Below are 16,912 nucleotides of genomic sequence, written 5' to 3'. Positions count from 1 at the left end.
CTTGACATGGCGCATCACCCCTTCGAGCTGCTGCTGCGCGAACGCGACGAGCTGCTCTTCTTGGCGCCGCTGCGCGACGATGTGGACTTCTTGGCAGGCGCCTTCTTGGCAGGGGCCTTCTTGGCGGCCGTCTTCTTGGCCGCAGAGGACTTCTTGGCCGCCGTCTTCTTGGCAGGCGCCTTCTTGGCAGGTGCCTTCTTGGCGGCCGTCTTCTTGGCCGCGCCAGTAGAGGAGGTGGCCTTCTTCGCAGCCGTCTTCTTGGCAGGCGCCTTCTTGGCAGGAGCCTTCTTGGCGGCGGTGCGACGTCGGCGTCGCGGAGGCTCTGGCTCCTCCTCGGCCTCAGCCTCCTCCTCGCCCTCGTCCTGGGGCTCCTCTTCACCCTCGTCCTGGGGCTCCTCTTCGCCCTCGTCCTCGGGCTCCTCTTCGGTCTCGTCCTCGGGCTCCTCTTCGGCCTCGTCCTCGGCAGGCTCCTCTTCGGCCTCGTCCTCGGCAGGCTCGTCCTCGTACTCGTCCTCGGCAGGCTCGTCCTCGTACTCGTCCTCGGCGGGCTCCTCCTCGTCGTCCGCCGGCGCGCTCAGCGACTGGGTCAGGTGCTCCAACCGCGACGTAGCGGTGGTAAGCGCAGCCGCCTTTGCAGATTCGACGAGCTTTCCGGTGATCTGGTCCTGGAGCCGCTTGAGCTCGGGGCTCTTCTCGATGAGCTCTGAGCCCTGCGCCAGGAGCGCCTGGGGATTGGTGGCGATCTTGCGACCGGCAAGCATGCTGCCGACCGTGATCGCGAGCTTGAGCTTCTTGGTACGCCCGAGCAAGTAGCCACTGGCCACCCCAATGGCGATCTTCGATGTTGCAGACATGTACTTGTCCCTCCTCAGCGTCGTGGGCGACGCCTGCTTGGTCCGTTCCCTCCCGAAACGGTCCGCATGCGCACCAGCGTTCGGCGGCCCGCACCGGATCTTTCATACGACCAGACCTCGCCCCGCGCTGTCACCCACCCGTGAGGATGGGTCTCCCCCCGGTGTCGGGCGATAGGCTCCGCGCGCTCGTGGCGACGGCGGAGCGTCAGGATCTGTGGCGGCCACGCGCCCCGTCGCCCCTTCTCGTACCGTCCGGTACCACCTACGCTGAGGTGAGTGCTGGGATGATCGCTTCATCACTCACGGGCAACGGGAGCATGGTCCTAGGTTCTTCTCCCGGCTTCCGAGTCCGCTTCGGCTGACTCGAGAGTGGGCTCTCGCTCTCGAGCGAGGGCCGTCCGCCCGTGGTCGCGGTCAGTTCCCATCCGCATCACGCCCGCGACCGATCGCGCGGGTGGCAGGGCCCTCGATCACCGAGCCGTCCGCAGCGAAGCGCGACCCGTGCAGGGGACAGTCCCACGTTCCCTCGGAGTCGTTGAAGCGCAGCACTCCCCCGAGGTGCGAGCACAGCGGTCGACGCCCCAGGCCACCCAGGTTCCTGCAGACGGCGACCCCGACGCGGGCGTTGAGCTGTGCCAGGCCCACCATCTGCCGCGGGCCCGTCAGCCGGGGTCGAAGGGCCTGCTGCCACCCGGGTGGGACATCGCCGAGGATCTCAGCCGAGATGGCCAAGGCCGCGGCAACCGCGTTGGTCATCCCCCACTTGTCGAACCCGGTGGCGACGTAGATCCGGCTCCGCCCACGCGGCAGCAGCCCTACGTAAGGAACCCCGTCCGGGGTGCTGTAGTCCTGAGCCGACCACGAGTGCGTGAGCAGGGCCTCGGGGTAGAACTCGCGAGCCCAGCTGCGGAGCTCGCCGACGCGAGCTCGCTCAGACTCGCTGCGGCCGACGACGTGACCGAGGCCGCCGATCATCAACAAGTCCTCGCCCCCTTGCACCACTCCCCTGAGAGACACTCCCGGGGATCCTGCGGACAGCAGCATCTCTCGCGGAGGAACCGCCCCTGACATCACCAGGACGTAGGAGCGGTGCGCCTCGACCTTCGAGAACACGAGGCCGCGATCGAGGATCGGTGTTCCTGTCGCCAGGATGACGTTGGACGTGGACAGTTCACGAGCGTCGTCCATCGTCACGCGTCGGCCGTCCCACGAGACGTCCGTCACCCGGCTGCCCTCGTGGAGCAGACCACCGTGAGCGCGCAGATCCTCCGCCAGCGCATCGACCAGTTGCATGGGATGAACGGCAAACTGGTCCTCCAGCACCGTTGCCCCTGCATGTGGGAAGGGAAGGTCCAGGCGTTCGTGCCACCGCACCGGGAGCCCGGCAGCAATCGCTGCCTCGTGCTCGGCGAGCGCTGCCTTCAGCTCGGCCCCCGTGGCCGCATAGGTGGCCGCCGGGCGCCGTTCCACGGCTACGCCGTGATCCTCAGCGAACCTCGACACCCAAGCCTGTCCCTCTCGGTTGGCATCGACGTAGTCGCTCACCAGCCGCTCCGAATGATGGCGGCGCATGCGCGAGAGCTTCGTGCCTTGGAGCAAGGACACCTTGGCCGTGGTGTGACCCGTTGTCACTGCGCCACGATGGCGCGCTTCCAGCACCAGCACGCGTCGCCCTGCCCGGGCAAGGAGCAGCCCCGTCGTCAGGCCGGTCAGTCCGGCACCGACCACCACGTCATCGAACGCACCTTCGGCGGTGTGGACGTCGGTGTAGCGCTTAGGCTCGGGTCGGTCGTGCCACAGGCTCTGGGTCATGCAGGGCGTCGTACCCATCGTTGGGCCGTCACACTCGGGGGCACGCGCCGATCATCTCGGTGGGGCTACCGTGATCTCAAGACGTGGGGCCCGGACTATGCCCTCTCTGGCGAAGTCTCCCCGTCGGCCCGCGGAGGGCTACGGATCCCAAAGGCCCCACTGCTCTAGTTGGCGACGACCTCACACGGAACGCGGCAGAGCATCGCTCTTGGGTGGGCGGGCTCCGGTGCCACAGACTGTTCCTGGGCCTGGACTGCACTAGATTCAGATCGTGAATGCGCTCCGAGTCGCGATCGAGCACGAGTCGGGCCTCGTTGTGGCCGGGATCGCGGCCCTCTTGGAGCAGTATCCCGACCGGGTGCTCGTCGTCGATGGAACCAGCGGCGTGGTCGACGTCATCCTCTACGGCCTGGCCGCGGAGGCAGAGACACCTACCTGGGAACCCATCCACGATGACACTCTGCACAACCTGATTCGTCGGTCGCAGGCCGCCGTCATCGCGCTCGGCTGGCCGGGCTCGCCCGGCGTGCACCTCGCCATGGCCTGCGGTGCCCGCGGCTGGTTGTCGTTGGACTCCACGGCCGACGAACTGGTCGAGGCGCTCAGCCGCATTCACGCCGAGGAGCCGGTTGAACTGCCGCAGGACGGACGGTGCCACCCTGGGGTCGCGAGGTCGGGCCTGACACCACGAGAGGTCGACGTGCTCGCGCTGATCGGAACAGGTGCGACCAATGCCGAGATCGCCGCTGAGCTGTTCGTGAGCGTCAACTCGGTGAAGACCTACATCCGGACCGCTTACCGCAAGATCGGTGTGTCGCGTAGAACGCAAGCGGTCCTGTGGGCTGAGCACCACGGCCTTCATCCCACTGTGCGACCCGAGGCGATCGCCACGGAGGCTGTGGGGTGATCCTCTGACGGTTCACGCCCGGGCCTGGAAGCCACCCGCGCAGTCTGCCCGCAGGACGCCGGCCCGGTCGTGGTGCCCGGGGCGCGCCCCCGCTGCCATGGGGGACGGCAGCGAGGGCGCAGCAGGCGAGAGTAGCGGGGCCAGGTATGGACGCCGATCTGGGGTCCCGCCTCACACGATGGCTTGGGTTGCAGTGCGAGCGCGGAGGGTTCTTCGGTCATGGTCGTGGGCCTCGTCGCCGCCGATGGCGCCGGCGACGAGGCGCCACTCAACCCGTTGGGAGTCACTGCAGTGAACGAGTTGTCGAGATACGTGCCCAAACAGCACGACCTAAAACATGAAGTCCAGTACTTCAGTCAGCCTGTGGCTCGTCGCTGATGAAGGGCACTCGTCGCTGCTCCTCAAGCCGAGCAATGGAGCTGAGGGCGGAGCGCGCAGTTGCGGATCCTCGTCGTGGGCGGGAAGACAGGCTGAGCGTGAGGTCAAGGTGGCGTTGCGCCACAGGTAGGTCGAAAAAGTTGTTGACCGGAGGCCTCGGCCTGGGTCAACGGGCGAGCACCTGGACAAGCCAGCCGACCTGCTCCTCGTCCAGCAGCAGCTCGACAACATTCGTCTGCGCACTGGTCGAACCATTGTGTTCCAGCTTCCTCAGTCGCAGGTACTGGTAGTGACCGTCCGCGACACGATCGAGGGTGAGCACCTCGTCGCCTTCCAGCCACGAACCTGTAGCGAGCCGGATCTCCCGTTCCCAATCATTCATGAGGTCCGAACCGATCATTCTCAGATCGTCGGGTCTCTTCGAATGCGCGAAGGGCCCGAGCGCGTGTGCGCTCTCGCGCCTCGACGCTGAAGGGGCGGGGGCGAAGGAGCCGGGCCAGTTCTTGATCGAACAGGATCAGCTCGGCTTCCCAAGACGCTGAGTACCCCCTCAACCGCAGTCGCGCTGAGCTTGTCCGTTTCCATCCACGTTCCATCACCCACCAATGATACTCATAAGTCTGTAGACCACTCGGCCCCGTGAACCCACCGTTCACCGGGTGGAGGGTGAACTGCAACGGCGGGTCGGCGCCAACGTCCGCCGCATCCGCCATGAACGTGGACTGTCGCAGGAACAGATGGCCGAGGCCGTCGGTGTTCACCGGACGTACCTAGGCGGGCTGGAGCGAGGCGAGCGCAACCTGACGCTCAAGGCGGTCGAGCGCATAGCCGACTGGTTGGAGCTGGACGCGCTCGAGTTGCTGCACCCGCCCCAGGCATCCCGCCCATCGTGCTAGGAAGCCCGGTCAGCCGCGGTTCGTGGCCGCGTGGGTTCGGGCCCCGCCGACGAACGTGTCGAGTTGATCCAGGGCCGCCGCCATGATGGTCATGACGCCATAACCCTCCTTCATCGCTGCCGCCAGGAGCTGTGCGATCGCGTCGTAGAAGAGGCACTCCTCCACCCGCAAGATGTCGGGCTGCATCATCGTGGGAAACAGTCCACCTGGTGTCTGCTCCCTCTGCGCCGAGACGATCTGGCGGCCGGCGTTGATCATCATCAGCACCTGGTATTCGTCCTCACCGATGAGGTGTGCCTCGTGGAGGGCCTGTCTCTGCTGCTCCCTGAGGTTCCAATAGTCAACGACCGGAGCCTGGGGACTGTTCTCGTTCATGCCGCCGTTCCTTTGAAGATGGGTTGAGTCATCGATAGGGCTTCAGATGTGGGCCGGTGGGTCACGAGGCGCCTCCCCATACAGCTTGGGAAAAGATCTGCACCGCCGACTGGTCGTCCTCGGGGATCACGTCGGCGTACACGTTCAAGGTGACGGAAGGGTCCTTGTGGCCCAGTCGCTTCGAGACGATGTGGACCGGGGTGCCAGCTCTGAGCAGGATGGTGGCGTGCGTGTGTCGCAGCTCGTGAAGAGTCAGGCGCGGCAAACCCGAGGCTTGTTGGGCCTTGATCCAGTTCTTGGTGACGTAGTCGGGCAGGAGGGGTCGACCGCTCTCCCACGTGAAGACCCAGCCCTCGGTGTGTTCGTACGCCTCACCCCAGGCAAGCCGCTCCTCAGCCTGCTGCTTGCGCCAGCTACGAAGGACGAGCACGAGGTGCGGGTCGATGGCGACGCGGCGCCGCTCATGGTTCTTGGGTGAAGTGGTGACACGGTCCTTGCCAATCTGAGTGGTGGACCGATCGACCGCGACGATCGCTTCGTCGAGGTCGATGTCCGTCCAGCGCAGCCCCATGAGTTCCCCGCGGCGCATACCAGTGCCGGCCGCCAGCTCCCACAGCGGCGCCCAACGAGTCTCCGCGACAGCGCCAAGGAAGGAACTGACCTGCTCACCGGTCCACGTCTTGTGTTGGGGCTTCCCGTCGCGCTTGGGCAACTTGGAGCCGAGCACCGGGTTGACCTCAAGGAGGCGATCGACGACCGCATCGTTGAGCGCCCTGCGCAATACGGCCCGCGCGAACTCCACGGTGCGCACCGACAGGCCCGTACCGCCGCGGCCACCACTGGCATACAGCTCGCGCCACACGGGTGACAGCCGACTGGGTGAGAGCGCCTGCAGCCTCAGCGAACCCAGGCTCGGCTTCAGGTACAGGTCGACCTTCTCCTGGTAGGACCGCAGCGTCGATGGCTTGACCTGGTTGGCGTGCGCCTCCAGCCACTGGTCGAGATACGCGGCCACGGTCAACTCCTGGGGCGCGACGTAGGTACCTCGATTCAACGCATGCCGCGCGGCGTCTCGTGCCGCCTGAGCAGCCTTGCGAGTCGGAAACCCGCCCACCCAACGCGGCCTGGTGCGCCCTGTGGCAGGGTCCGGCTCACGTACGACGTAGGACCAGGTTCGTCCTCGCTTGATGATGCCGTCCCGCATCTGGTCACTCATGCGCGACCGTCCCCTCGGGCCAGTTGCCGGCGGCCGTCCCCGTCGCAACATGCGGCGGCCCCACCAGCAGCGCCCTGAGACGCCCCGTAGGAACCAGCAACCGTCTGCCGATGCGGAGCACCGGCAGCTCACCCCGGTTGGCCGCGGCATAAGAGGCATCTCGCCCCAATCCCAACAACGTCCCGGCCTCTGGGACCGTCAACGTCGCCGGCAGCGTGTCCAACTGGTCGACGGTCATGACCGAAAGGTCCAACATGGCTCTATCCCCTCATCAGTGTCAGTAGGGGACTCCCCGTGTCTGTCACCTATATGAATGCCGGATGCGGCCAGTTGGTTACGGTCCTGCGCCAAACAATTCGATCGGCCCTCAGCCGGCCGCCCTGCGATGGCCAGATCTCGGCGCCTGGGTGGATTTCTACCGTCGAGATCTATCGCACGTCCAGACTTTGCCGACACGGACCGTTTGGGCTCTGACCAGCCCCTCCCTCCGGTGCCACGCACCCGCGCGCGCGTTGCAGACCCCCAACAACCCCCAACAATGGACGCGCTCCACGTCCGGCCGGTCGCTTACCGATGCGGAATTGTTCGCACGAGGTCCCAGTGCCCTGGCACCCCTGCTCGGGCTCGTCGTCGCGCCTCCCGAATGGGCAGAGGCGAGCCCCGCTCATCGCGGAAGTAGCCTCCGCTCTTGTGAACCAGCCGGCCGCCATTTGCCTCCAGGAAGCTGGCGGCGGAGGACCACATCGTCTCGGGGACGGCGGGACGGTCCCACAGGACCGCCTTCATCCCGTACTCCAGCGTGGGGACCCGGTAAGAGTCGCTGATGAATACGTCGCCAGCGGCTGCGTACGCACCTTGATTGGCGCGCGTAACGGTCATCGAGTCAAGGGGGTCTCCACGCCACCAGACGTGCGCATGCTGACCATCCCCCGCTGGGTTCAGCTCCACGTGGTAGGCGAACTCGCCACTGGCACCCCACCGTTTGAGTTGTTGGTGCCATCGAGTGAGCCGAGTCCGCGCCGCCTGCCAGCAGTCACCCACGCGTGTCAGGGTCACCCACTGCGTCGGCTTGGCCCAGGCAATTGCCTCTGCGGTGTGGATGGCATTGGGCACCACGCACGAGTGGCACTTCAGTCGGTCGCATCGGGCCGTCGCGACCCGACGAGTCCCGCTCTCGACCAACAGGAGACCTCGCTTCGCCGGGCACGGAGGCCAACCGGGCCGAAGATGGCCTCGTGTGTGTAATTGGCGGTACATATCAAGAACAGCGTTCGGCATCTCCCCGTGCAGAGTGACGCCGTCGCCAGCTTCAACACGTGCCGACTCGGCCACGGGGGCCTGAGCGGCTGGGCTGGTGTCATGGGTGAGGGGCATGGCAGTCTCCGCGAGCGTCGCGGGTCACCCGGTACCGGCTCAGGTAGGTGGGCCGGGCTTTCCGGCCTTACCTCCCTTCTAATGCCGCGCAAGCAGAGGTGGTTACGCTCTGGCTCGAACAAGTGAACGAGGGCACACCCGGCTGGTGCTGGTGGTCGACGACGCCGCCCGTTCGCTCACGGCTGGGGGTCCACGTGGGCGCGACGCGCCAGCTGCGAAGCCCTATCCGCCCAGAATGACGTTGTGACCCACAGCGGTGTCCGACTCCGACTCCGACTCCGTCCGTACGGCCAAGGCAAGTCACTCGGGTTGAGTCGTGCGCCGAGTGAGTCACGGAAGGTCAGCGATCGAGTATGCGTACGGTCACGGTGAGCCCGGGTTGGCTGTGCTCACGTTGGAGGTCGGATTCAAGACCTCTAGGGTTCCGAAGAATCCCGTCGTGATCAAACACGATCACGAGTAGGTGCGTGACATCAATGTGCTGTTGGTATCGCTCGCGGTCGATCAGCAACTCTGCTCCAAGGTCCCCGTCTCTGAGGCCTTCTCGGGTGTGTTTCAGCTCGATCGCGAGTCCGAAGTCCGGCAGCACGAAATCCACTCGGCTGTTCGAGCCGGCGTAGGAAGGGGTGTACTCCTCGTCGCGGACATCGTCGAAGAACTGCACTAACAGTGCGCGGAGCAAGAACTGGTCGTCGTACTCGGTCTCAAACTTCACCGGGTCACCGCCGTGAGGGTGCTTGCTCAAGCTGCGCTGTACCAGCAGAAAGCGCTCGCTGATGGCTAGGACCGTTCGAACTGCGTCGAGGCGCGATCCCGCGAAGTCGACCTGACCGGCGCTGACCGCCGTCTTCGCCGACCCGTCGAGGAGCCGCCGCGTGAGCTCCCCGATGATGCTGGCCTTGCTCGCTGAGGACCTCGCCAGCAGTGCCCAGTCCTTGGCCTCGAAAGCCTCGGCCTCTTCCTTGCCGCTCCGGAACGATCGGATATCCATGCCGTTCAGGCGGGCCATGCTCTCCAACTTCCCGTGCGGCGCGTAGTTCTCACCGAACTTCGCGTCGAAGAGGCCATCTACGTCGTACCTGAGCCGCGGTGCGACGAAGGCTGGATCGTCAGTGGTCAGATATCGCCAGCGCTTGAGCAGGGCGTCGAATCCGAATTCGGGTCGATCCATGTTCCAGTGCAGGACGTGTGACTCCTGACGTGTCGATAGTTCGCCAAACACTCGCCGGAGAATCGCGAGTTCGCAGTCGACCGGATCCGTTTCTGGCGGGCAGTCGGCTCGGCCGAACCCGATGATCTCGCCGCTATTCAAATCGTAGATGGCACAGCTCGCGATGGCTGGCGGATGATCCTTTGCCGTGAGAAACGACTCGCATGCGTAGTGCACTGCGATCACACTTTCTCCGCTGCCTATGGCGCGGCGGAGAGGTTCCAGAGCGGTCGTCTCGATGTCCATGGGCGTCCTAGAAGGTCTCGATGTCTCGACTGGGTAGATACAGGGCAGTCAGGGGACCGTCGTCGACGCTGCCGCAGCCTGTGTCGAGGCAGATCAGCCTGTCCGACAGGAAGGGCCGTTGGTCTCGCTGGATGAAGTGACCACACACTGTCAAGGGACTGGGCCAGGTGCCGACGTGGTCAAACATGGCCCGGAACCCCGCCCCGCGCATGTCAGCGGCCGAACGTGATGAAGGGTCAGACGGATTGAAGCCGGCGTGGCTCACCAGAACAGAATCTGTCTCGAACGAGTCCTCAGTGGAGTTGAGGAGGGCTAAGTGCTCCTGCGGAACGGAATCGCGGAACTCGTCAAAGCCACCTCGCCGACGGTCCAGGTACGAACGAGCAGTGGGGACGCCACCGTGGGCGACCAACACTTGTGGGTCGCCCCCATCCAGAAAGTCGATCAGCGCCTGATCGTGGTTTCCCCGTAGCAGGGTGACGCGTTCGCCGAGACGTCGCTTGGCCAAGAACAGTTGATCAAGCACGCCGCGGCTGTCGGGTCCCCTGTTTACGTAGTCACCAACGAACACAATCGAGAGTGTGGTGTTCGCCAACCGATCCAGGGCGCGACGAAGTCGGCGAGATTCCCCGTGAATGTCGCCAACCACGGCGAGCGTGTCTGTCGGCCTCAAGACATTGGGAGTGACAGAGACGTGTAGTCGATGGATGCTGCGTCGGCCAGGACTGACTCGAGTAGCGCTCCTGAGATTGGATGCGCGATACCGGTCCAAATGACGGCTTCTTCGAAAGAGTCCCCCAGGTCGCTCGGAACTACCACGGCCGCCTGCTCAAGGAGCCATGCGGCATGAGCGAGTAAGTTGTCTAAGCCCGGCTCAGGATCCCGCAGGTCAATGCCTATTTGGGGTCGACCGAGTCGTTCAGAAGCCCTGAGCACGTCGAACTCAGAGGGTCCGTTCTCAGCGCACGCGGCGTACAGCAGCGAGCGGACAGCGAATGAAGCTGTCTTGCATGCAGATGGAAGGTATGCCTCGATCCCCGCGAGCTGCAGGGCCGCCACCACCGTCGCGAGCTCACGGCGCATGGCGGTGTAGGACTCTGGTGTTCGATACGCCGACAGACACTGCTGCAGGACGCCGACGGGGTCTTGAAGCGTGATGCCCTCGTCCCTGAGGTGCCGCACAAACAGACTCCCCCGGTCAGCGAGAAGCCGCAGATGGTCCACGGTGTAGGCACTCACGTTCAGATTTCCTACCGAATAGGACCGCGGTCCATGGTCGACGACTTGAAGCACATCGACGTCGCTGTCTGAACGCGCTTCGCCCCGCGCTCGGCTTCCATACAACATCGCCGCGACGACCTGGCCTTGCAGGTGCTCGAGGATGTCTTCGGGCTCCCAGCGGTCGGCCAGGACGACTCTGTCGCTGTGCTTGGCCACCTCCATACCAGAAGGCTAGACGAGAGTGCCGACACTTCGCCGCTGCTGCATGTGCAGAGCCTCCACAGGCTGAGTTGTCCTCAGAAAACCAGTGCCGGGCGAAGCCCGACGAGCGGAGTCGAGATGGGCGCCTTCGGACGCTTGCGCCAGCTACTTCACCACGCTCACGCAAATGCCGGCGTCCCGCTACGTGATGCCCAGATTCTCGCCAGGCACGCCGACCCACGAACCACCTAGCATTTCGACCGTCCCCGCAGGAACCTCGACCGTCACGCCGTCCAGTTCTTGCCGTCTACGTCGTCGGCCTCTAAGTCTGGGCACAGATCGATGGCGACGCACGAGCGACCAGACAGACAGACACGAACGTCACCCCGGCCTCGACGTTGCCGATCCATCTGGGTCGGGGACCGTTGGCTTCCAACCCGAAGGGCGACTCCATGGAACGTGTGAGAAATCCGCCTTATCCTTCTCGCGCCAGAACCCTGCCTGCGTGTTCTCAGCAGGCACCTCGAAAACCAGTCCGGCGACACTCCGCTCCCAGCATCGACCTGCGCTATCCCTGTACGTCGAGCGAACGCCGAACAGACCTTGTGGGCTCTTCAGCGATTCGGGATCAATGTCGTTCCAGTTGGCGAGGACCTTCAGGTCGTTCGTGATGTCCTCGACCAGATCCGCAGCCGGACCAACCACCAAGGCGATGATTTTCTGGCCCGTGTGTCGAGTCATCAAGCTGATCGGTTGGGCTGTGATGTCGTACACGGGCCGCTCACCGGTGTTCGTCATATGCATCAGCACCTTCGGCGGTTCAGTGTCCGACCCGCTCGGAACTACCTCAAGCCATGCAACGAAGGCCTCGCCGTCGGAGCGCATGGACCGGAGACTTTGCGCGTGCAACTTGTCTTCAGCCACTTTGCGGGTGCGCATCTCCTTGAAGGCAATCGCAGCACTGAAGGTCACGGCCAGCACGGTACCCACGGCCGCCACCCAGTCGGGGATGGTGCCCCAGTCGATCGTGGTGCCCAAGTTTGCCGCGCCCCTTCGTCGATAGCCGTGCTTTTCCGCCCGCCCATGACATTGTGTCAGTCAGCCGACCGCGCTCCCACTGAGTGCGTGAACGCGAGCGTCCGCGCACGCAGCCGACGGCTTCCCGGAAGTCCGCGTAGTTGTACTGGGTCATAGGCGCTGGGTCAGGCAGCGCGAGCGCCAACGGCCCGAGTGTTCTTAGGTGCCTTGCACTCGCGCTGTCCCTCAGCCGCCTTGGCGCGTTGAAGTGCGTCAAACCGCCGCCTTGTCGGCGCATTACCGACCGAGGTTCACACCGAGGAGGAGAGCGCTTCCTTGTAGGCGTTCGCGACGCCAAAGCAGAATGCTAGGAGAGGCTCCACTCGGTCACTCGAGAGCCACCCCGGCTGAGTGCGAGCTTGCTTCTCCGTGCCGTTGAAGGCAAAGAGCGAGTCGGCGTCCTCGCGGAAGGCGGGAGTGACCAGAGCAGGGATCTCGATGCCACTGTTCACTCCGGCGTACGAACTGAAAGGGACGAAGATGCGGCCGTCGTTGAAGATCGCGATGACGGTCCGGATGCCGCTCGTCGCCGGGCCAGCGGCCTCGAGCACGACGTGATTCGACTCGATCCGCCGCCGATATCCGGCGCCAAGCCAGGCGGTCATCACCGCCTCCGCGGCGGCACGCGCATCGGGCACGGCGAACTGGCCGTAGAACTCTTCCAGCGATCCGGGCTTCTCGGCCATCTTCGCTTGCTCGACATTGGCGGTGAATGCGTTGGGCTCGACCACTGCCGTGAACAGCGGCGCCCATGGGCTTTCGCCAATCCGGACCGCCTTGGCTTCGACGAGCCACACGGAGATACCACGGTCCTGGTCGAGTTCAGCCATGTCGTTGAGGTACTGAGCGACAGCCTTGAACTCGTCTCTGTGTTCTTCTGCCACCACAACGAGGCCGCGAGCGTGACGGGCCACCGCATATGCCAACCCACGCGTCAGATGATCGTGATCAGCCCTCCCGTACTGGTTCTCGATGACGAACTCGGAACCATCCTCACCCTGGGCCACGATGTCGATGCGTCGGCCGCCTGTCGTGAGCACTTCGGACTTGCCGACAGCTGCCAGATCGATCCCGAGAGCGTCACCGAGATTGTCCAGTTGGTCGGCCAGCAACGGCGTGAAGTCGGTCGCTTCCCCTTTCCACGCCTCGCTCAGTTTGCCGAACATGAGTTTCGCCATCGTCATGGGGCAGGTCTATCAGGAGTAGGAGTCGGCACGCCTCGGACCCGGGTATCTTCCTGCAACAGGTGCGCGTCATATCGCCGCCTTAAGGCGCCCCAAGAGGCAGCGCGGCACCCTCCACGGTGGGCCGAATAGATGAGGCTGCGCGAAGTACGTGGCCCGAACGATGGCAGCGACGAGGTCGCGGCGCCGCAGGAAAGAGCGCCTACATCTGCTCCAGCTTCGCGGGTCTGATCAGGTTTTCGCCGCGGATTTCGTCTAGCGCCTCGAATGAGTCGCGGAACACCGCCTGCAATTGACGGATTGCGGCTTCAACCTTCAGCTTCTCCTCGTACGGGTCGGCATCCTTCGAGTGCGACTCCCACTGTTCAACGATGGGCTGGACGGCCCACTCGAACGTTTTGGCCGCCTCAACCGCCCCGGCCAGCAACCAGAACGCTCGAGTCTTCGTCTCCTTATCCGTCTCGGTATAGGCGATCGCGTTCGTCTCAGCTTCCTGCAGGTCATCTCGCCACGACTTCACACTGTCCAATAGCGCACGCCAATTCTCGTCCGTCACGACATAGGGCTCGTTCAGGTGGCTGCTTCGCCATCTGTTGATCAGGCGTTCAAGTGTCTGTCGCACGTCGGTGAGCTGTTGCTTTTGTTCGAGTTCCTCTGCCTTCCTCTCCACTCTTCGATTGCGCATCTCGGTCCGAACTGCCACAGCGACCGAGACGGCCAGCGCACCGGCGCTGATGGCTATGGGAATCCACGAAGCGGGCTGGGCCATGAGAGGAGTCGCTTTCGACGGGGCGTACTGCGTTGTCGAGTTCATCCCAGAGTCCTCGGGCCAGCACTCCTGGTCAACCGGCTGGACAGCGCTAGGCGAGCGGAGGCCGCTTGCGGCGGCCGCGAGAAAATCGCCCGAACCAGCCGACGGTGACGCCCGCCGACGAGACAGGCAACTGGGTCCTGCGATACGAGTCCCGCCACGAGTACGCGAAAGCTGCCTCAGACCGCCGCGTGTGGCCTGGGCCGCAGCGCGACGAGATTCCGACGCGAGAAGGTGTCGACAGACAACTAGCTCGCGACGATGGTGGCTCCCCACGAAGGTGTGTCAAACCTCCGCGAAGGCATCCGCCCACTCAAAGCTGACTGTCCAACCAGGTCAGACGGACCGCCACCGCTGCTAACACTGTGCTACTCCACCAGTCAGGACGCGCCACAACCGCCCAGGGCCGAACTCGCCACCGGAGCAACGATTCGCGCTCCAACAGAACGCCGCACTATGGGGCCGGATGGCGTGGCATGGACTTTTAATCCGTTGGTTGTGGGTTCGAGTCCCACAGGGCCTACCGAGATCGAGCATCGCCGACGTCGGCCCGACCACGATCCGGACGTCCCCCGGAGGGGTGTCCGGTCACGGCCGGGCCGACGATTCACTCACCACCGCGACCAAGGTCGACCGGTGATCGGTCAGAAGCCCACGAGGCCTTCCTGCCACTCGACGAGGTCAGCGATCTTGGCGACCAGGGTGCTGTCCTGCAGGCCGTGCGCCTTGCCCTTGGCCTGCTTCAGCGTGTGGGCGGCCTCGGCGTGGAGACCCGCTTCGTGCTCGGACTCCGCCTCGGCGAGGTAGGCCGCGACGTCGCCGCTCAGCTTCTCCCCGCGGACCCCAGCCCCCGCGCCGGCGGCCTCGTTGATGCCGTTGACCTCCTTGAAGGTCACGCAGTCACCGCCACCCTCGGTCACGCCGGCGGTCCACTCGATGCCGCCGAGCAGATGGGCGAGGAAGGTGGGGTCGGAGTACGCCGCGTCGACGTGCCCGGCACCTTCGTACCAGGAGCGTCCGCCCTCGAAGTTGTGGCACCAGGCGATCGGGTGGTCCGCCCCCATGGAGCCGCCGTTGTAGGTGGACTCGTCGAGGGTCAGCAGGACGTGGACGTCGTCGCGCGGGTTGGCCGTGAAGTTGTACCACTCGTCGAAGCGGATCCACTCCTTCGGCAGCATCTCGGTGGAGGGGTGGGTCGGGCTCTCGACCCGCATCGTGGCCGTCTGCTGGGCGGGGTGGTTGCGGAACCGCGCGCCACCGCCGGTGAGCTGGCCGTACCACGGGACGGCGTGCATGGCGTCCGTGGCCGCGTGCATGCCGACGAAGCCGCCGCCGTTGCGGATGTAGCCCTGGAAGGCGGCCAGCTCGGCGTCGTCCAGGGTCCGGGGACGCGCAGGGTTCTGGTCGTTCGTGCCGTCGACGTTCGAGGCGAAGATGATCGTGGCGTACTGGCCGAGGCTGTCGGCGCTCGTGAACGGCGTGCTGGGCAGGGTGAGTGCGGGCTGGCGGGAGTCCCACACGTCGACCGTGAAGCCGTGCTCCTGCCCCAGCGCGATCACCGCGTTGGTGGTGTCGTCGATGTGCGAGTGCCGGAAGCCGAGGGTCTTGCCGACTACGAGCACCTTGTAGGGGGCGGCTGCGCCGCCGTCGGGCTCCGGGGCGGCCTGGCTGGGCGCGACCACGGATCCTGCGAGCGCGACAGCGCCCACCAGGGCGCCGAGGGCAGTGTGTCGACGTGTTGGATGCCTCATCAGAGTTCCTCCTGGGGGTGGGGGACGGTGAGCGCACCGCCCGAGCGACCGAATTTGTTGGAGTTCCCAACAAATCGGGTACGGTGCACGGTATGACCCAGGTCACACCGTGTCAACGGCGGTCTGGCCCGGCGGAGCGATGACCACCTCCGCAGCACCTCGGCGACCTCGCGCCGATGACGGCAGGATGGGGGCCATGGACGTACGAGCACCGCGGTCACCGCGCGCGGGCACCCGCGCGTCCGTGGTCCGACGCCACAACCTGGGGGCGCTCCTGGAGTGCCTCCACCTCGACGGTGCGGCGTCACGTTCCCAGCTGGGATCGGTGACGGGACTGAACCGTTCGACGGTCGCCGACCTCGTCCAGGAGCTCGCGGAACGTGGTCTGGTCGTCGAGGACGGGCTCTCCCCCAGCTCGGGCCCCGGACGCCCCTCGCCCGTGGTGCACGTACGCCCTTCCGCTGCCGTGGCCCTGGCCGTCGAGCTCGGCGTCGACTCGGCGGCGGCGGCGGCGATCGGCCTGGGGGGCCACGTCCACGACCAGGTGCGGGTCGAGCTCCCCCGAGGTTCGTCACCGCAGGAGACCGTGCGTCTGGTGGCCGAGCTGGCCGCATCGCTCGGCGTCGCCCCGGCCGACCCCCGGGTGACGGGAGTGGGCGTTGCTGTCCCCGGGCTGACACGCAGGGTGGACGGCTTCGTCCACCTCGCGCCCAACCTCGGGTGGAAGGGCGTCGGGCTGGGCAGCATGCTCGCCGACGCACTCGGGGTCCCGACCGAGCGGGTCCACGTGGGCAACGAGGCGGACCTGGGTGCCTTGGGTGAGCATCGCCGCGGGGCCGGGCGCGGGTACGAGCACCTGGTGTTCGTCTCCGGGGAGGTCGGCATCGGAGCGGGCCTGGTCATCGAGGGCCGACCCATGCTGGGCGCGGCCGGTTACGCCGGGGAGGCAGGACACATGCTGGTCAACCCGAAGGGTCGCCAGTGCACGTGCGGGGCCTTCGGCTGCTGGGAGACCGAGGCGGGAGAGGCGGCGCTGCTCCGGGCGGCTGGTGTGCGCGGCGCGAGAGGCGTCGCCGCCGTCGACGCCGTGGTGGAGAAGGTGACGGCCGGCGACGAGTCCGCTGCGGCAGCGGTGGCCGAGATCGGCCACTGGCTGGGGGTCGGGGTGGGCAACCTGGTCAACCTGCTCAACCCGGAGGTCGTCGTCCTGGGCGGCATCTTCCAGCCGCTGTTCCCGTGCGTGGAGGAGCCGATGCTCAGCGCCGTCCGCGCCAGGTCGCTCGCCGAGGTGTCCGAGCTGGTCTCGGTGGTCCCGAGCGACCTCGGGACCTCGGCACAGCTCCACGGGGCCGCCGAGATGGTCCTGGCCACGGTGCTGGCCGACCCGTGCTCGAGGTGA

General features: G+C 65.7%; 16 protein-coding genes and 1 tRNA gene. 4 read left to right on the top strand and 13 right to left on the bottom strand.

The window, feature by feature from the left end; genetic code table 11:
- Positions 1–14 precede the first annotated feature (14 nt).
- The gene (locus tag EXE57_RS14240) at positions 15–854 is read right to left on the bottom strand and encodes a histone H1-like repetitive region-containing protein (protein WP_135078575.1); all 840 of its coding nucleotides are present in this window, start codon (positions 852–854) and stop codon (positions 15–17) included.
- Positions 855–1,268: 414 nt separating this feature from the next.
- On the bottom strand, positions 1,269–2,666 hold the full coding sequence (locus EXE57_RS14235; protein ID WP_167305919.1) for an FAD-dependent oxidoreductase: 1,398 nt from the start codon (positions 2,664–2,666) through the stop codon (positions 1,269–1,271).
- A gap of 271 nt (positions 2,667–2,937) precedes the next feature.
- Here EXE57_RS14235 and EXE57_RS14230 point away from each other — a divergent pair, with 271 nt between their 5' ends.
- A complete protein-coding gene (locus EXE57_RS14230) occupies positions 2,938–3,573 on the top strand; it encodes a response regulator transcription factor (RefSeq protein ID WP_135078571.1) in 636 nt (211 codons plus the stop codon).
- A gap of 544 nt (positions 3,574–4,117) precedes the next feature.
- Here the strand turns inward: EXE57_RS14230 and EXE57_RS14225 are convergent.
- Positions 4,118–4,351: a hypothetical protein gene (locus EXE57_RS14225; protein ID WP_135078569.1), complete on the bottom strand. Its 234-nt coding sequence runs from the start codon at positions 4,349–4,351 to the stop codon at positions 4,118–4,120.
- A gap of 259 nt (positions 4,352–4,610) precedes the next feature.
- Here EXE57_RS14225 and EXE57_RS14220 point away from each other — a divergent pair, with 259 nt between their 5' ends.
- Positions 4,611–4,847 (top strand): helix-turn-helix domain-containing protein, encoded by a 237-nt coding sequence (locus EXE57_RS14220; RefSeq protein WP_135078567.1) that lies wholly within the window; start codon positions 4,611–4,613, stop codon positions 4,845–4,847.
- Positions 4,848–4,856: 9 nt separating this feature from the next.
- Here the strand turns inward: EXE57_RS14220 and EXE57_RS14215 are convergent, their stop codons facing one another.
- The 9 genes from EXE57_RS14215 to EXE57_RS14175 all read right to left on the bottom strand — a co-directional run bounded on the left by EXE57_RS14215 (position 4,857) and on the right by EXE57_RS14175 (position 13,765).
- The gene (locus EXE57_RS14215) at positions 4,857–5,222 is read right to left on the bottom strand and encodes a hypothetical protein (RefSeq protein ID WP_135078565.1); all 366 of its coding nucleotides are present in this window, start codon (positions 5,220–5,222) and stop codon (positions 4,857–4,859) included.
- A 61-nt stretch (positions 5,223–5,283) separates the two neighbouring features.
- Positions 5,284–6,438, bottom strand: coding sequence for a tyrosine-type recombinase/integrase (locus EXE57_RS14210; RefSeq protein WP_244246844.1), 1,155 nt, complete (start codon positions 6,436–6,438; stop codon positions 5,284–5,286).
- Positions 6,431–6,676: a helix-turn-helix domain-containing protein gene (locus EXE57_RS14205; RefSeq protein WP_208542859.1), complete on the bottom strand. Its 246-nt coding sequence runs from the start codon at positions 6,674–6,676 to the stop codon at positions 6,431–6,433. Before EXE57_RS14205 ends, EXE57_RS14210 begins: the two co-directional genes overlap by 8 nt.
- 1,476 nt (positions 6,677–8,152) lie before the next feature.
- Positions 8,153–9,268 carry a PD-(D/E)XK nuclease domain-containing protein gene (locus EXE57_RS14200; RefSeq protein ID WP_135078561.1) on the bottom strand — a complete coding sequence of 372 codons (1,116 nt, stop codon included), beginning with the start codon at positions 9,266–9,268 and terminating at the stop codon, positions 8,153–8,155.
- 7 nt (positions 9,269–9,275) lie between these two features.
- Positions 9,276–9,917: a metallophosphoesterase gene (locus tag EXE57_RS14195; RefSeq protein WP_244247094.1), complete on the bottom strand. Its 642-nt coding sequence runs from the start codon at positions 9,915–9,917 to the stop codon at positions 9,276–9,278.
- A gap of 20 nt (positions 9,918–9,937) precedes the next feature.
- Entirely contained in the window at positions 9,938–10,711 is a 774-nt protein-coding gene (locus EXE57_RS14190; protein WP_135078557.1) for a nucleotidyltransferase domain-containing protein, read from the bottom strand.
- A gap of 360 nt (positions 10,712–11,071) precedes the next feature.
- Positions 11,072–11,728, bottom strand: a complete 657-nt coding sequence (locus EXE57_RS14185) for a hypothetical protein (protein WP_135078555.1) — start codon at positions 11,726–11,728, stop codon at positions 11,072–11,074.
- Between the two features lie 290 nt (positions 11,729–12,018).
- Positions 12,019–12,951 (bottom strand): hypothetical protein, encoded by a 933-nt coding sequence (locus EXE57_RS14180; protein WP_135078553.1) that lies wholly within the window; start codon positions 12,949–12,951, stop codon positions 12,019–12,021.
- A gap of 202 nt (positions 12,952–13,153) precedes the next feature.
- A complete protein-coding gene (locus EXE57_RS14175; protein WP_135078550.1) occupies positions 13,154–13,765 on the bottom strand; it encodes a hypothetical protein in 612 nt (203 codons plus the stop codon).
- Between the two features lie 455 nt (positions 13,766–14,220).
- Here EXE57_RS14175 and EXE57_RS19820 point away from each other — a divergent pair.
- Positions 14,221–14,285: transfer RNA gene (locus EXE57_RS19820), tRNA-Lys, on the top strand.
- Positions 14,286–14,406: 121 nt separating this feature from the next.
- Here the strand turns inward: EXE57_RS19820 and EXE57_RS14170 are convergent.
- Positions 14,407–15,513: a ThuA domain-containing protein gene (locus EXE57_RS14170; RefSeq protein ID WP_135078547.1), complete on the bottom strand. Its 1,107-nt coding sequence runs from the start codon at positions 15,511–15,513 to the stop codon at positions 14,407–14,409.
- A gap of 196 nt (positions 15,514–15,709) precedes the next feature.
- Between EXE57_RS14170 and EXE57_RS14165 the strand changes: the two genes are divergently transcribed.
- On the top strand, positions 15,710–16,912 hold the full coding sequence (locus tag EXE57_RS14165) for an ROK family protein (RefSeq protein WP_167305917.1): 1,203 nt from the start codon (positions 15,710–15,712) through the stop codon (positions 16,910–16,912).

Source organism: Nocardioides euryhalodurans, from assembly GCF_004564375.1.
GTDB classification, from domain to species: domain Bacteria; phylum Actinomycetota; class Actinomycetes; order Propionibacteriales; family Nocardioidaceae; genus Nocardioides; species Nocardioides euryhalodurans.
The sequence above is the reverse complement of the archived record's forward strand: the minus strand, read 5'-3'. Positions and strand labels throughout refer to the sequence as shown.

What these genes read in the sequence shown, in the direction of transcription:
- EXE57_RS14240 (WP_135078575.1), bottom strand. Translation starts at nt 854, where the DNA reads ATGTCTGCAACATCGAAGATCGCCATTGGGGTGGCCAGTGGCTACTTG.
- EXE57_RS14235 (WP_167305919.1), bottom strand. Translation starts at nt 2,666, where the DNA reads ATGACCCAGAGCCTGTGGCACGACCGACCCGAGCCTAAGCGCTACACC.
- EXE57_RS14225 (WP_135078569.1), bottom strand. Translation starts at nt 4,351, where the DNA reads ATGATCGGTTCGGACCTCATGAATGATTGGGAACGGGAGATCCGGCTC.
- EXE57_RS14215 (WP_135078565.1), bottom strand. Translation starts at nt 5,222, where the DNA reads ATGAACGAGAACAGTCCCCAGGCTCCGGTCGTTGACTATTGGAACCTC.
- EXE57_RS14210 (WP_244246844.1), bottom strand. Translation starts at nt 6,438, where the DNA reads ATGAGTGACCAGATGCGGGACGGCATCATCAAGCGAGGACGAACCTGG.
- EXE57_RS14205 (WP_208542859.1), bottom strand. Translation starts at nt 6,676, where the DNA reads ATGACCGTCGACCAGTTGGACACGCTGCCGGCGACGTTGACGGTCCCA.
- EXE57_RS14200 (WP_135078561.1), bottom strand. Translation starts at nt 9,268, where the DNA reads ATGGACATCGAGACGACCGCTCTGGAACCTCTCCGCCGCGCCATAGGC.
- EXE57_RS14190 (WP_135078557.1), bottom strand. Translation starts at nt 10,711, where the DNA reads ATGGAGGTGGCCAAGCACAGCGACAGAGTCGTCCTGGCCGACCGCTGG.
- EXE57_RS14180 (WP_135078553.1), bottom strand. Translation starts at nt 12,951, where the DNA reads ATGACGATGGCGAAACTCATGTTCGGCAAACTGAGCGAGGCGTGGAAA.
- EXE57_RS14175 (WP_135078550.1), bottom strand. Translation starts at nt 13,765, where the DNA reads ATGAACTCGACAACGCAGTACGCCCCGTCGAAAGCGACTCCTCTCATG.
- EXE57_RS14170 (WP_135078547.1), bottom strand. Translation starts at nt 15,513, where the DNA reads ATGAGGCATCCAACACGTCGACACACTGCCCTCGGCGCCCTGGTGGGC.
- EXE57_RS14165 (WP_167305917.1), top strand. Translation starts at nt 15,710, where the DNA reads ATGGACGTACGAGCACCGCGGTCACCGCGCGCGGGCACCCGCGCGTCC.